Annotated in this window: 14 protein-coding genes; 12 read left to right on the top strand and 2 right to left on the bottom strand. The window is 70.6% G+C overall.

The genetic code is table 11. The features are described 5' to 3' along the window. Nucleotides 1-92: 92 nt before the first annotated feature. Nucleotides 93-1,259, top strand: coding sequence for a C40 family peptidase (locus AAH991_RS00155; RefSeq protein WP_346223868.1), 1,167 nt, complete (start codon nucleotides 93-95; stop codon nucleotides 1,257-1,259). A 163-nt stretch (nucleotides 1,260-1,422) separates the two neighbouring features. Here AAH991_RS00155 and AAH991_RS00150 read toward each other — a convergent pair whose 3' ends face one another. Continuing rightward, the gene (locus AAH991_RS00150; protein ID WP_346223867.1) at nucleotides 1,423-1,926 is read right to left on the bottom strand and encodes an inorganic diphosphatase; all 504 of its coding nucleotides are present in this window, start codon (nucleotides 1,924-1,926) and stop codon (nucleotides 1,423-1,425) included. A gap of 86 nt (nucleotides 1,927-2,012) precedes the next feature. On the opposite strand from AAH991_RS00150, the gene dacB reads away from it, so the two are divergent. From dacB to AAH991_RS00095, 11 genes are all read left to right on the top strand, one after another. Further along, nucleotides 2,013-3,398 (top strand): D-alanyl-D-alanine carboxypeptidase/D-alanyl-D-alanine endopeptidase, encoded by a 1,386-nt coding sequence (gene dacB, locus AAH991_RS00145; protein ID WP_346223866.1) that lies wholly within the window; start codon nucleotides 2,013-2,015, stop codon nucleotides 3,396-3,398. 57 nt (nucleotides 3,399-3,455) lie between these two features. After that, nucleotides 3,456-4,508: an Rv3626c family coenzyme F420 biosynthesis-associated protein gene (locus AAH991_RS00140; protein ID WP_346223865.1), complete on the top strand. Its 1,053-nt coding sequence runs from the start codon at nucleotides 3,456-3,458 to the stop codon at nucleotides 4,506-4,508. A 189-nt stretch (nucleotides 4,509-4,697) separates the two neighbouring features. Next, nucleotides 4,698-5,702: a tRNA lysidine(34) synthetase TilS gene (tilS, locus tag AAH991_RS00135; RefSeq protein WP_346223864.1), complete on the top strand. Its 1,005-nt coding sequence runs from the start codon at nucleotides 4,698-4,700 to the stop codon at nucleotides 5,700-5,702. A gap of 12 nt (nucleotides 5,703-5,714) precedes the next feature. Then, nucleotides 5,715-6,272 (top strand): hypoxanthine phosphoribosyltransferase, encoded by a 558-nt coding sequence (gene hpt / locus AAH991_RS00130; protein WP_346223863.1) that lies wholly within the window; start codon nucleotides 5,715-5,717, stop codon nucleotides 6,270-6,272. 268 nt (nucleotides 6,273-6,540) lie between these two features. Continuing rightward, nucleotides 6,541-8,547 (top strand): ATP-dependent zinc metalloprotease FtsH, encoded by a 2,007-nt coding sequence (ftsH, locus tag AAH991_RS00125; protein ID WP_346223862.1) that lies wholly within the window; start codon nucleotides 6,541-6,543, stop codon nucleotides 8,545-8,547. 2 nt (nucleotides 8,548-8,549) lie between these two features. Further along, nucleotides 8,550-9,146, top strand: coding sequence for a GTP cyclohydrolase I FolE (gene folE / locus AAH991_RS00120; protein WP_346223861.1), 597 nt, complete (start codon nucleotides 8,550-8,552; stop codon nucleotides 9,144-9,146). Nucleotides 9,147-9,220: 74 nt separating this feature from the next. Beyond that, entirely contained in the window at nucleotides 9,221-10,093 is an 873-nt protein-coding gene (gene folP, locus AAH991_RS00115; protein ID WP_346223860.1) for a dihydropteroate synthase, read from the top strand. Nucleotides 10,094-10,097: 4 nt separating this feature from the next. After that, nucleotides 10,098-10,547 (top strand): nuclear transport factor 2 family protein, encoded by a 450-nt coding sequence (locus AAH991_RS00110; protein WP_346223859.1) that lies wholly within the window; start codon nucleotides 10,098-10,100, stop codon nucleotides 10,545-10,547. Between the two features lie 2 nt (nucleotides 10,548-10,549). After that, on the top strand, nucleotides 10,550-10,927 hold the full coding sequence (gene folB / locus AAH991_RS00105; protein ID WP_346223858.1) for a dihydroneopterin aldolase: 378 nt from the start codon (nucleotides 10,550-10,552) through the stop codon (nucleotides 10,925-10,927). Then, nucleotides 10,924-11,424, top strand: coding sequence for a 2-amino-4-hydroxy-6-hydroxymethyldihydropteridine diphosphokinase (gene folK, locus AAH991_RS00100; protein WP_346223857.1), 501 nt, complete (start codon nucleotides 10,924-10,926; stop codon nucleotides 11,422-11,424). The genes folB and folK overlap by 4 nt, the downstream gene beginning before the upstream one ends. An 18-nt stretch (nucleotides 11,425-11,442) precedes the next feature. After that, a complete protein-coding gene (locus AAH991_RS00095; protein ID WP_346223856.1) occupies nucleotides 11,443-11,892 on the top strand; it encodes a DUF3180 domain-containing protein in 450 nt (149 codons plus the stop codon). A 6-nt stretch (nucleotides 11,893-11,898) separates the two neighbouring features. On the opposite strand, the gene AAH991_RS00090 is transcribed toward AAH991_RS00095, so the two are convergent. Beyond that, complete coding sequence (locus AAH991_RS00090; RefSeq protein WP_346223855.1) at nucleotides 11,899-13,083, bottom strand: NADH-quinone oxidoreductase subunit D; 1,185 nt, start codon at nucleotides 13,081-13,083, stop codon at nucleotides 11,899-11,901. Nucleotides 13,084-13,133: the final 50 nt, after the last annotated feature.

Raw genomic sequence — 13,133 nt, 5'->3', positions numbered from 1 at the left:
CTACCACATAGGTCGATTACTAGGCGTGGCTTAGATGTGTACGGAGAGTAGTCGCCGGGAAGTGAGGGGAGTGGAGCAAGGAAGGGGAAGTAATGCCACTCCTCAGAGCGTCGGGGCTGGTCGCCGGGCTCGGGTCAAGCCTCGTCCTGACCTTGGGGGCGCCGGCCGGAGCCGATCCGAAGCCGTCGGCCAAGGACGTCGCCAAGGCGCGGCAGCAGGTGCAGGAGCGCGTACGCGAACTGGGCAGGGCCGAGGCCGATCTCGCGGCCGCGCAGGCCGGCAAGGAGACGCTGGACGCCGAGGCCGAGCGGCTCGTGGAGGCCTACAACGGGGAGCTCGTCCAGCTCGAGCAGGCGCGTGCCGCGTACGAGCAGTCGGCACGGCGGGTCCGCCAGGCGGCCGGCCAGGTCGACCGGCTGCGCGGCGAGGTGGCGGCGAGAGTGGCCGAAGCGTACGGCGGGCTGCGGCTGTCGCCGTCCACCGCGGCCATGCTCGGCGGTCTGCACGACATGCGGGGCTTCCTGCGAAGAGCCAGCGTGCTGACGCAGCTGGGCGACGAACAGGTCGCCACGCTGCAACGCCTGGAAGACGCGCAACAGGTCTTCGAGATCCTCCGAGAACAGGCGGCCCGCGCCTACTCCGAGCAGTCGCGCAGCGCCGACGAGGTGCGGCAGGCGAAGGACGCGGCACAGCGGGCCGTCGAGGACCAGCTCGAACAGACCCAGCGCATCGAGCGGGAGAAAGCGGAGATCTCCAAACGGCTGGAGGTCGCCCGTGACCGCGTGGACGAGCTGAAACAGGCGAGAACGAAGGCCCGGCAGTCCGCCGGGAGGGTGTCTCTCCCCGTCGGCAGAAGCCTGGCGGTGCCGGCGTGGACGGGCCGGCTCGGGTCGGGGCCCGGCGAGCAGGCCGCCCAGTGGGCGCTCAAACAGATCGGCAAGCCGTACGTATGGGCCGCCGCGGGCCCGTCGGGGTTCGACTGCTCGGGGCTGACGATGCGGGCCTGGCAGCGGGCCGGGGTGTCACTCGATCACTGGACCGGCACGCAGTGGACCTCGGGACGGCACGTCCCCCTCAAGGAACTGCGCACCGGCGACCTCATCTTCTACGGCCGCTTGAGCCGTAATCCCGGCACCATCCATCACGTGGGCATCTACATCGGGCGCGGCATGATGGTCCACGCCCCCCGGACGGGGGACGTGGTGCGCATCTCGCCCATCTGGCGCCACGATCTCGTCGGCGCCACCCGGCCGGGCTAGGTCGCGCCCCTTGGATCTGCTGTCTACTGCGGTCGCCCAGGCGGCGCCTCGCTGCGTGCTCGTCGTCACCCATAGCTCATCCGCTATGGGCTCCTCCTCGGCCTCGCGATGCATCCACCTGGACGATCCTCGCCACGGCAAGATCCGCGGGACACTTCCTGACTCAGTGCTCCTCGTCGTGGTGCTCGGTCTCCCGGAACCGCTCGATGCTGGCGAGGATCTCGGCCTCGGCCTCGACGCGCCCGACCCAGTTGGCGCCCTCGACGGACTTGCCGGGCTCCAGGTCCTTGTAGACCTCGAAGAAGTGCTGTATTTCCAGCCGGTCGAACTCGGCGACGTGGTGGATGTCGCGGATGTGCTCCATCCGCGGATCGGTCGCCGGGACGCACAGGACCTTGTCGTCGCCGCCCTTCTCGTCGGTCATCCGGAACATCCCGACGGCGCGGCAGCTGATCAGGCAGCCGGGGAAGGTCGGCTCCTGGAGCAGCACGAGCGCGTCGAGCGGGTCGCCGTCCTCGCCGAGGGTGTTCTCGATGAACCCGTAGTCGGCGGGGTACTGGGTCGAGGTGAAAAGCAGGCGATCCAGACGTATGCGGCCGGTCTTGTGGTCAACCTCGTACTTGTTCCGTTGTCCCTTGGGAATCTCAACGACAACGTCGAACTCCACTCGTTCCTCCGCATGAGTCCCCGGTCTCCCGGGTGGGCGTTAATGTCTCGTAGGCGTGGTCAGGGTCGGCGCGAAATGAGGGCGTAGTGGTGCGACGTGAGCGGTGGATGGTGGTGGCCACCCTCGCCCTGCTGCAGATCTTCGTCGTCCTCGCGGGCATTTATTTGGTCACCCATGACGCCGACAGGACCCCGGCTCCGGTCGCGTCTCCGAAGCCGACCCCGATCCCCCTGGTGACCGCGGGTCCGGTTCTGGCCGCGGCGGGGGACGGGGCTCTCCCCGCCAAGGGTACTTTGACCACCCGGCTCGCCGCTGCGATGGGTGACCCCGCATTGGGCGGCAGCGTGGCCGGGATCGTGCTCGACGCCGTCACGGGACAACCGATATACGACGGCCGCTCCGGCACCGCCATCACCCCCGCCTCGACCACCAAGGTGGTCACCGCGCTGACGGTGCTGGCCACGGTGGGGCCGGACGCCCGCCTGGCCACCCGGGTCGTGCGGGGGAGCTCCGCAACGTCGATCGTCCTGGTCGGCGGCGGCGACCCGACCCTGGCCGGCCCGGCCACCGGCGCCGCGGAGCAGAAGCGGATCTACCCGCGGCCGGCGTCGCTCGCCCGGCTCGCCTCGAGCACGGCCAAGGCGCTCAAGGCGGCGAACCTCGCCTCGGTGGACCTGTCGTACGACACCTCGCTGTTCACCGGGCCGCGGACGGCGCCGGGCTGGAAGCCGACGTACATCCCGGAGGGCAGCGTCGCCCCCGTGGCCGCGCTCATGATGGACGAGGGCCGGGCCCGCAACGGCGCGCGCTATCCGGATCCGGCACGGGCGACCGCCGACGCGTTCGCCTCGCTGCTCAGGAAGAACGGCATCAAGGTCGGCAAGAAGGTCGACTCGGCCAAGGCGGCGCCCACCGCGCAGGAACTGGCCCGGGTCGAGTCCGGCCCGGTCTACGCGCTCGTCGAGCGGATGCTCACGCACAGTGACAACGACCTCGCCGAGGCGCTCGCCCGCCACGCGGCCGTCAAGGAAGGTCTCCCGCACACCTTCGAGGGCGTGCCCGCGGCGGTCCGGCGCGTGCTGACCCGCCTCGGGGTGAGCGACGGTGTGGAGGTCCACGACGGCAGCGGGCTCTCCACGAAGAACCGGATCACGCCGACCGCCCTCGCCCGCATCCTGGCCGTGGCGGCGTCCTCCGCCCATCCGGAGCTGCACTCGCTGATCAGCGGGCTGCCGGTCGCGGGATTCACCGGGACTCTGCACAACCGCTATGAGAAGTCCGATTCGAAGGCGGGCGCCGGATTGGTACGCGCGAAGACGGGCACTTTGAACGGGGTGAACACCCTGGCAGGCATCGCGTACACCTCCGACGGCCGGTTGCTGACCTTCGCGTTCATGGCCGACCAGGTGGCCAACCCGCCGGAGGCGATCGCGGCGCTCGACAAGATGGCCACGATCGTCTCCCAGAGCTGACCGTCCCCCTCGCGACTGCATGCGCGGCGAGAAGGCGAAGAACGTACGGTGGTGGGTATGCAGGTGATCGACTGGGATCTGGCCGTCTCGACCGGGGTGCGCCTCGTGCGCCCGGGCCCTCAGGTGAGCCGCGAGGAGGCCAGGCAGGCGGTCCTCGAACTGCGGCGGCTGTCGCGGGACGCCGAGGGGCACGTGCGGGAGTTCACCCGCATCGACTCCGCGCCGCCGGAGGCGGCGACCGTGGTCGACCGCCCCGGGTGGATCCGCGCGAACGTGGACGGCTTCCGGGTCGTCCTGGAGCCGCTGACGCAGAAGATGTCGAACATGCCGGCGGTCGTCGGCGCGGTCGGCTCGCGCATCACCGGGCTCGAGGTCGGCGCGGTGCTGGCCTTCCTCGCCTCGCGGGTGCTCGGGCAGTACGAGCTGTTCCTCCCGCCCGATCCCTCGGGCAACGCCCCGACCGGGCGGCTGACGCTGGTGGCGCCCAACATCGTGCACGCCGAGCGCGAGCTGGGCGTCGATCCCCGTGACTTCCGCCTGTGGGTGTGCCTGCACGAGGAGACCCACCGGGTGCAGTTCACCGGCGTCCCCTGGCTGCGCGAGTACGTCCGCGGCCAGATGACCGAGTTCCTTCTCGCGTCAGAGATGGACCTGACGACCCTGCTGGAGCGCCTGCGCGCCGCCTCCGACGCGGTGGCCGACGCCTTCAGGGGCGGCGAGGGCAACCTCATCGAGGCCATCCAGACGCCCGAGCAGAAGGCCGTGCTCGACCGGGTGACGGCCGTGATGACGCTGGTGGAGGGGCACGGCGACTACGTCATGGACGCGGTGGGCCCGTCGGTGGTGCCGTCGGTCGCCGAGATCCGCGCCAAGTTCCAGCGCCGCCGCGAGGGCGGCTCGCGCTTCGACCAGCTCGTCCGCCGGCTGCTCGGCATCGAGCTCAAGATGAAGCAGTACGCCGAGGGCTCCCATTTCGTGCGCACCGTCGTGGACGAGGCTGGCATGGAGTCCTTCAACAAGGTGTGGACCTCGCCGGAGACCCTGCCCGACCGCCGGGAGATCGCGGACCCGCACGCCTGGATGTCCCGCGTCCTCACCTCCACCTCCTGACCCCCCTTTCCACCAGCGTGATCTTGTAATTTGTCGCAGAGACTCCCTCTGACCTGCATCGCAACCATTCGTGATCATGCAAATAATCCGGCGTTTCCGGGCTGACCTGGCCAGACGTCTTTCGTGATCATGCAGCGTCCGGGCCGCGGGCGTTACCCGGCTCGCGAGCGGCGCCGCCAGAATGGCGGCATGGGCCCGCATCCCGCCGTCGCCGACGTCCGCCGTGCCGTACGGCTCTCGCTCGCGGACCTCGCCGTCCCGCGCGACGTGGCGGAGTCGCCGCTCGTCCTCGTGGCCTGCAGCGGCGGCGCCGACTCGCTGGCGCTGGCGGCGGCCACCGCTTTCGCGGCCCCGCGCCTCGGCCTGAGCGCCGGGCTGCTGACCGTCGACCACGGCCTTCAGGAGGGCTCGGCCGGGCGCGCCCGCGACGTCGTACGGCTCGCGCACTCGCTCGGCCTCGACCCGGCCGAGGCGCTGACCGTCACGGTCGGCACGGCCGGGGGACCCGAGGCCGCGGCGCGGGAGGCCCGCTACGCCGCGCTGTCCGCCGCCGCAGGCCGGCTGGGCGCCGCCGCGGTCCTGCTCGGCCACACCCGCGACGACCAGGCGGAGACCGTGCTGCTGCGCCTGGCCCGGGGCAGCGGCACCCGGTCGCTGTCCGGCATGGCGGAGGTCACCGGAATCTACCGGCGCCCCCTGCTGGGGCTCGGCCGCGAGCGGACCAGGCAGGCGTGCGACGCCCTCGGCCTGCGGCCCTGGGACGACCCGCACAACGAGGATCCGGCGTACACCAGGGTCCGGGTGCGGCGCGACGCCCTTCCGGTGCTGGAGGCCGCGCTGGGGCCGGGGATCGCCGAGGCGCTGGCGCGTACGGCGCGGTTGTGCCGGGACGACGCCGATGCCCTGGACGAGTGGGCGGACAGCGTCCACGCCACGTCGCGGGGTCCGGGCGGGGAGCTGGACGTGTCCGTGCTGGCCGGCGTGCCGGGGGCGGTGCGGCGGCGGGTCATCCGGCGGGCGGCCGTCGAGGCCGGGGCGAACGCCGCCGCGCTCGCGGCCGTGCACATCGAGGCGGTCGAGCGGCTGGTGACCGGCTGGCACGGGCAGAAGGGGGTGGACCTACCCGGGGGGGTGGGGGTGGTCAGGCGCTGTGGCACCCTTGTGTTCGCCGTGGACAACCTCTCGCTCGCGTAAGGAAAACCCCAGGTGGACGCAGCAGACATGGGCAAGGATCTCTCCAGAGTCCTCATCTCCGAGCAGGAGCTGCAGGAGAAGATCAGGGAACTGGCGGGCCGGATCGACGCCGACTACGCCGGCAGGGAACTGTTGATCGTCGGCGTGCTCAAGGGGGCGGTCATGGTCATGGCCGACCTCGCCCGCGCGCTGCACGTGCCCGTGCAGATGGACTGGATGGCCGTCTCCTCGTACGGCGCCGGGACCAAGTCGTCCGGTGTCGTGCGGGTGCTGAAGGACCTCGACACCGACATCGCCGGCCGGCACGTGCTCGTGGTCGAGGACATCATCGACTCCGGGCTGACGCTTTCGTGGCTCCTGAACAACCTGAAGTCGCGCGACCCGGCGTCCGTGGAGATCTGCACCCTGCTGCGCAAGCCGGACGCGGTGAAGGTGGAGTTGGACGTCCGTTACGTAGGTTTTGACATCCCCAACGAGTTCGTCATCGGGTTCGGCCTCGATTACGCGGAGCGCTATCGCAACCTGCCGTTCATCGGGACTCTTGCGCCTCATGTGTACGGAGGGGAGTAAGCCCTTAGCGAAGTGACCCTCGAATCGTGCGTTATTGGGCGCCAGGTCGGGGAACACGGGGTTGGCTGACGTACGTTGGAAAGGCAAAGCCGGAGCCGCTCGGGCAGTTACCCGACGCGGCTGCCGGGTGTACCTTCGGATATCCGTGGGAGGCCGCTGAGGCGGGCCCGCGGTAGTCAGAAGGAGCGGTAAGGGATGCCGCGACCCCGGGTTCTCCCGGGGCAGGCCTTGGTCAGGAAGGGACGGGCCCGCCGGGGTTCCGCAACGGATGGATCTCAAGCGATTTACACGTGGCCCACTGCTGTGGATCCTGGGCATCGTATTGCTTCTCCTGCTCGTCACCACGATGTTCGGCGGAGACGGCAACTACGCCACCGCTGACACCTCGACGGTCGTCCAGCAGATCCAGCAGGGCAATGTCAAGAGCGCGACCGTGGTCGACAAGGACCAGCGCGTCGAGCTGACACTGAACAAGCCCATCGAGGTCGCGGGCAAGACGACCGACCGCATCCAGGCCCCCTGGGTCGAGGGTCAGGGCGTCCAGCTCGCGCAGGCGCTCGACCAGGCCAAGCCCAGCCAGGGCTGGACGGTCGAGGTGCCGAAGCAGAACTTCCTCGTGAGCCTGCTGGTCAGCTTCCTGCCGATCATCATCGTCGTGCTGCTCTTCCTGTTCATCATGAACCAGATGCAGGGCGGCGGCTCCCGGGTCATGAACTTCGGCAAGTCGCGGGCCAAGCTGATCACCAAGGACACCCCGAAGACCACCTTCGCCGACGTGGCGGGTGCCGACGAGGCCATCGAGGAGCTCCAGGAGATCAAGGAGTTCCTCCAGGCGCCGGCCAAGTTCCAGGCCATCGGCGCGAAGATCCCCAAGGGCGTGCTGCTGTACGGCCCGCCCGGCACCGGCAAGACCCTGCTCGCGCGCGCCGTCGCGGGTGAGGCGGGCGTGCCGTTCTACTCGATCTCCGGTTCCGACTTCGTCGAGATGTTCGTCGGCGTCGGCGCCTCCCGCGTCCGCGACCTGTTCGAGCAGGCCAAGGCGAACGCCCCGGCGATCATCTTCATCGACGAGATCGACGCCGTCGGCCGGCACCGCGGCGCGGGCCTGGGCGGCGGCCACGACGAGCGTGAGCAGACGCTGAACCAGCTCCTCGTCGAGATGGACGGCTTCGACGTCAAGGGCGGCGTGATCCTCATCGCCGCCACCAACCGCCCCGACATCCTCGACCCCGCCCTGCTGCGTCCCGGCCGCTTCGACCGGCAGGTCGTCATCGACCGGCCCGACCTGGAGGGCCGCAAGGGCATCCTGCGCGTCCACGGCCGCGGCAAGCCGTTCGCCTCGGACGTCGACCTCGACGTGATCGCCCGCAGGACCCCCGGCTTCACCGGCGCCGACCTCGCCAACGTGATCAACGAGGCGGCCCTGCTGACCGCCCGTCAGGACCAGAAGCTCATCACGATGTCGACTCTGGAGGAGTCGATCGACCGCGTGATGGCCGGTCCCGAGCGCAAGTCCCGGGTCATGTCGGACCAGGAGAAGAAGATCATCGCGTACCACGAGGGCGGCCACGCCCTGGTGGCCCACGCGCTGCCCAACTCCGACCCGGTTCACAAGATCACGATCCTGTCCCGCGGCCGCGCGCTCGGTTACACGATGACGCTGCCGATGGAGGACAAGTTCCTGGCGACCCGGTCCGAGATGATGGACCAGCTCGCCATGCTGCTCGGCGGCCGCACGGCGGAGGAGCTCGTCTTCCACGAGCCCACCACCGGCGCGTCCAACGACATCGAGAAGGCGACCTCGATCGCCCGCCGCATGGTCACCGAGTACGGCATGAGCGAGCGGCTCGGCGCCCGCAAGTTCGGCAGCGGCAACGGCGAGGTCTTCCTCGGCCGTGAGATGGGCCACGAGCGCGACTACTCCGAGCAGATCGCCTCGGCGATCGACGAGGAGGTCCGCCGCCTCATCGAGAGCGCGCACGACCAGGCGTGGGAGATCCTCGTCCAGTACCGCGACGTGCTCGACAACCTCGTGCTCGAACTGATGGAGAAGGAGACGCTCTCCCGGGAGCAGGTCCTCGAGATCTTCTCGCCCGTCGTGCCCAAGGAGAAGCGCCCCTCCTACGCCGGATACGGCAAGCGCCTGCCGTCCGACCGTCCTCCGGTCATCACCCCGAAGGAGCGCGCCAACGGCAACGGCCAGGCGCTGCCCGCCGGCGGCGCCGGCTCGACGCCGTGGGCCAACGACCAGTCGGCGCAGCGGGACGAGGCCTGACCATGGCCGAACCCATGGCGGGGCCGCCCCCCGGCTTCGACCACGACCGGATCGAGAAGGCGGTCCGGGAGATCCTGTTCGCGATCGGGGAGGACCCCGATCGCGACGGGCTCCGGGACACCCCCGCCCGGGTGGCCAGGGCGTATGCCGAGCAGTTCGCCGGGCTCGGCCAGCGCCCCGAGGACGCGCTGACCACGATGTTCGACGCGGACCACGACGAGATGGTGCTCGTCAAGGACATCGAGGTGATGTCCACCTGCGAGCACCATCTGCTCCCGTTCCACGGCGTGGCCCACATCGGCTACACCCCGAACGAGAAGGGCCGCATCACCGGCCTGTCCAAGCTGGCCAGGCTGGTGGACGTCTACGCCCGCCGGCCGCAGGTCCAGGAGCGGATGACCTCCCAGATCGCCGACGGCCTGATGAAGGTCCTCGAACCTCGGGGGGTGATCGTGGTGATCGAGGCCGAGCACATGTGCATGACCATGCGCGGCGTGCGCAAACCCGGCGCGAAGACGCTCACCTCGGCCGTCCGCGGCGATTTCCGCACCTGTGAGGCGACCAGGGCCGAGGCCATGTCGCTGATCCTGCGCGGCTGAGCGCGGGCGAGGGCCGGTTGGGACGGCGCTCCTGCCCGACGAGCACCCTGCCTCATGGCACTAGTCTTGACCCCATGACCGCAGCAAGTGTGCCCGGTATGCCCGAGTCTGGGCGCTGTCTGGTCATGGGCGTGGTCAACGTGACCCCCGACTCCTTCTCCGATGGCGGCCAGTGGTTCGACGCCGGCGTCGCGATCCGGCACGGCCTCGACCTGGTGGCCGAGGGCGCCGACATCGTGGACGTGGGCGGCGAGTCCACCCGCCCGGGTGCGGCCCGCGTCTCCCTGGAGGAGGAGCTCCGCCGCGTCGAGCCGGTGATCCGCGCGCTCAGCCAGGAGGGCGTGACCGTCAGCGTCGACACCATGCGCGCGGAGGTGGCCGAGGCGGCCGTCGAGGCCGGGGCGAAGCTCGTCAACGACGTGAGCGGCGGGCTGGCCGACCCCGCCATGCCGCGGGTGGTGGCCGCGACCGGCGTGCCGTACGTCGTGATGCACTGGCGGGGGCACAGCCGCGACATGGAGAGCCGGGCCATCTACGGCGACGTCGTGACCGAGGTGGCGGAGGAGCTGCGCAAGCGGGTCGACTCCGTGCTCGCCGAGGGCGTGCGGGAGGAGCAGATCGTGCTCGACCCCGGCCTCGGGTTCTCCAAGAACGCCGAACACAACTGGGCCCTGCTGGGCGGCATCGGCGAGCTGAACCGCCTCGGCCGTCCGCTGCTGATCGGAGCGTCCCGCAAACGCTTCCTCGGCCGCCTGCTGGCGGGGCCGGACGGCGAACCCAGGCCGTTCGACGGGAGCGACGACGCCACGCTCGCCGTCACCGCGCTCGCGGCGCGGTCCGGCGCCTGGTGCGTGCGGGTGCACCGGGTGCGGCCGAACGCCGACGCGGTGCGTGTGGCAGCCGCCTGGCGGGCAGCAGGCGTACGACACGCTGACGAGGGCCGGTGACGAGATGCCGACAGGGACGCCGATGAAGGACATCGAGGAGCTCAACCAGGCGTTCTACAACGCCATCGAGAGCGGCGACCTCGACGCGATGTCGGAGATCTGGATCGAGGACGTCCCGGGACGTCCGGCCATGTGCGTCCATCCGGGCTGGCCCATGCTGACCGGACGGTCGGAGGTGCTCCGCTCCTGGGCGCTCATCATGGCCAACACGCCGTACATCCAGTTCGTGCTGACCGACGTGCAGACGACCGTGATCGGGGACGTCGCCGTGGTCACCTGCGCGGAGAACATCCTGACGGCCGCCGACACCGACGAGCCGGGCTTCGCGGCCGGCCGGGTCGTCGCGTCCAGCACCTACGTGCGCACCGGAACCGGGTGGCGGCTGTGGCTCTACCACGGCTCACCGGTCCTCCAGAGCGACGATGACGACGACGAGGAGGAGCAGGAGCATTGACGGTGCGGCCGACGACCAGTCGTGACACGGTGCGGCTGACGGGCCTGCGGGCCCGCGGCAGGCACGGCTGCCTGCCCGCCGAGCGCGAGCTGGGCCAGGAGTTCGTGATCGACGTGGCCCTGCGCTTCGACACCGCCCCGGCGGCCGCGGCCGACGACCTGACCCTCACGGTCGACTACGGGGCACTGGCGGGGGAGCTGGTCCGCATCGTGGAGGGCGAGCCGGTCAACCTCATCGAGACCCTCGCCGAGCGGCTGGCGGCGGCCTGCCTGGCCCACGAGCGGGTCGAGGAGGCGGAGGTCAGCGTGCACAAACCGGCGGCGCCCATCCCGCTGCCGTTCGCCGACGTGGTGGTGACGATCAGAAGGGGGCGCGCATGAGGGTCGTGATCGCGCTCGGCAGCAACCTCGGCCGCCGTATCGAGAACCTCCAGGGGGCCCTCGACTCGCTGTTCGACGCCCCCGGCCTCAAGTTCGTGGCGGTGTCACCGGTCTACGAGACCGATCCGGTCGGCGGCCCCGAGCAGGGCCCGTACCTGAACGCGGTGGTGATCGCCGAGAGCATGCTCGACCCCCGCACGCTGCTGGACCGCGCGCAGAGCGTCGAGAACGCCTTCGGCCGCGAGCGCAAGGAGCGGTGGGGGCCGAGGACGCTCGACGTGGACCTCATCGCGGTCGGCGCCCTGATGTCCGACGACCCCGAGCTCACGCTCCCGCACCCCCGGGCGCACGAGCGGGCGTTCGTCCTGGTTCCGTGGGCGCAGGCCGATCCGGGTGCGGTCCTGCCCGGGCGCGGCTCGGTCGCGGCCCTGCTGGCCGAGACGGACCAGAGCGGGGTACGGCTGCGCACCGACCTCGTGCTCGAACCCCCGGTCTGATCGACGAGGAGTCCCCGAGTGAAGCCCAGCAACCCCGGCGTGCTCGTCGGTCTGGTGGTCGTGTTCGCCCTGCTCACCTGGGGGCTGCTGCGGCAGTTCTACTCCATGTTGCCGACCCTGCCGTGGACCGCGATCCCCACCACGCTGCTGCTGGCCGTCGGCGAGGCGTACACGGGCTGGCTGACCCGGGCGAGGATCCTGCGCCACCCCGGCACCAAGCCCGTCGAGCCGCTCGCCGTCGCCCGTCTGGCGGCGCTGGCCAAGGCCACGGCGTACGCGGGGGCGGCGTTCGGCGGCGTCTTCGCCGGGTTCGTGCTGCGCGTGCTGGACCTGCTCGACCTGGACAAGCCACGGCAGGACGCGTTCGTCGGCGGCGGGTCGTTCGTGGCCTGCGTGATCCTGGTCTGCGCGGCGCTGTTCCTCGAGCACTGCTGCCGGGTGCCCGGCAAGCCCTCCGGGGAGACCTGACACCTTCTACTTGTCGACGTCGCCGACCACGAAGAACATCGAGCCGAGGATCGCGATCATGTCCGCGACCAGGTTGCCCGGCAGCATCTCCCGCAGCACCTGGATGTTGTTGTAGGAGGCGCTGCGCAGCTTGAGCCGCCACGGCGTCTTCTCGCCCCGCGACACGAGGTAGTAGCCGTTCAGGCCGAGCGGGTTCTCCGTCCAGGCGTACGTGTGGCCTTCGGGCGCCTTCAGCACCTTCGGCAGCCGCTGGTTGATCGGCCCGGGCGGCAGGTGCCGCAGGCGCTCGACGCAGGCGTCGGCGAGGTCGAGGGAGACCTTGACCTGTTCGAGCAGCACCTGGAACCGGGCCTGGCAGTCCCCGGCCGACCGGGTCACGACCTTCACCGGCAGCTCGCCGTACGCGAGGTAGGGCTCGTCGCGCCGCAGGTCGAAGTCCACGCCCGAGGCCCGTGCGATCGGGCCGCTCACGCCGTACTGCATGATCGTCTCGCGGTCGAGCACGCCGACGCCGCGGGTGCGGGCCAGGAAGATCTCGTTGCCGGCGATCAGTTCCTCGATGTCGGGCAGCCGCCGGCGCACGGCCGCGACGGCGGCGGTGACGCGGTCGAGCCAGCCCAGGGGCAGCTCCTCCTTCAGCCCGCCCACCCGGTTGAACATGTAGTGCATGCGGCCGCCGGAGATCTCCTCCATGACGTGCTGCAGGGTCTCCCGCTCCCGGAAGGCGTAGAAGACCGGCGTGATCGCGCCGAGCTCCAGGGGATAGCTGCCGAGGAACATCAGGTGGCTGAGCACGCGGTTGAGCTCGGCCAGCAGCGTCCTGGCCCACACCGCCCTGGGCGGCGGCTGCATCCCCAGCATGCGCTCGACCGCGAGCACCACGCCCAGTTCGTTGGCGAACGCCGACAGCCAGTCGTGCCGGTTGGCCAGCACGATGATCTGCCGGTAGTCGCGCACCTCGAACAGCTTCTCCGCGCCGCGGTGCATGTAGCCGACGATCGGCTCGGCGGCCGTCATGCGCTCGCCGTCGAGGACGAGCCGCAGCCGCAGCACGCCGTGGGTGGACGGGTGCTGCGGGCCGATGTTGAGGATCATGTCCTCGGTGGCCAGCTCCTTCGCCTGCACGGCGTCGGCTCCCGCGCCGAGCCCCACGATGCGTTCGGTGCGCCCGCCCTCCTGCTCGGTCGTCATGCCGTCCATGCTTTCACGCCCATCACGCGACCGCGAAGACAGCGGAAGGC

The sequence above is a fragment of the Microbispora sp. ZYX-F-249 genome (assembly GCF_039649665.1).
Lineage (GTDB): Bacteria > Actinomycetota > Actinomycetes > Streptosporangiales > Streptosporangiaceae > Microbispora > Microbispora maris.
The sequence above is the reverse complement of the archived record's forward strand: the minus strand, read 5'-3'. Positions and strand labels throughout refer to the sequence as shown.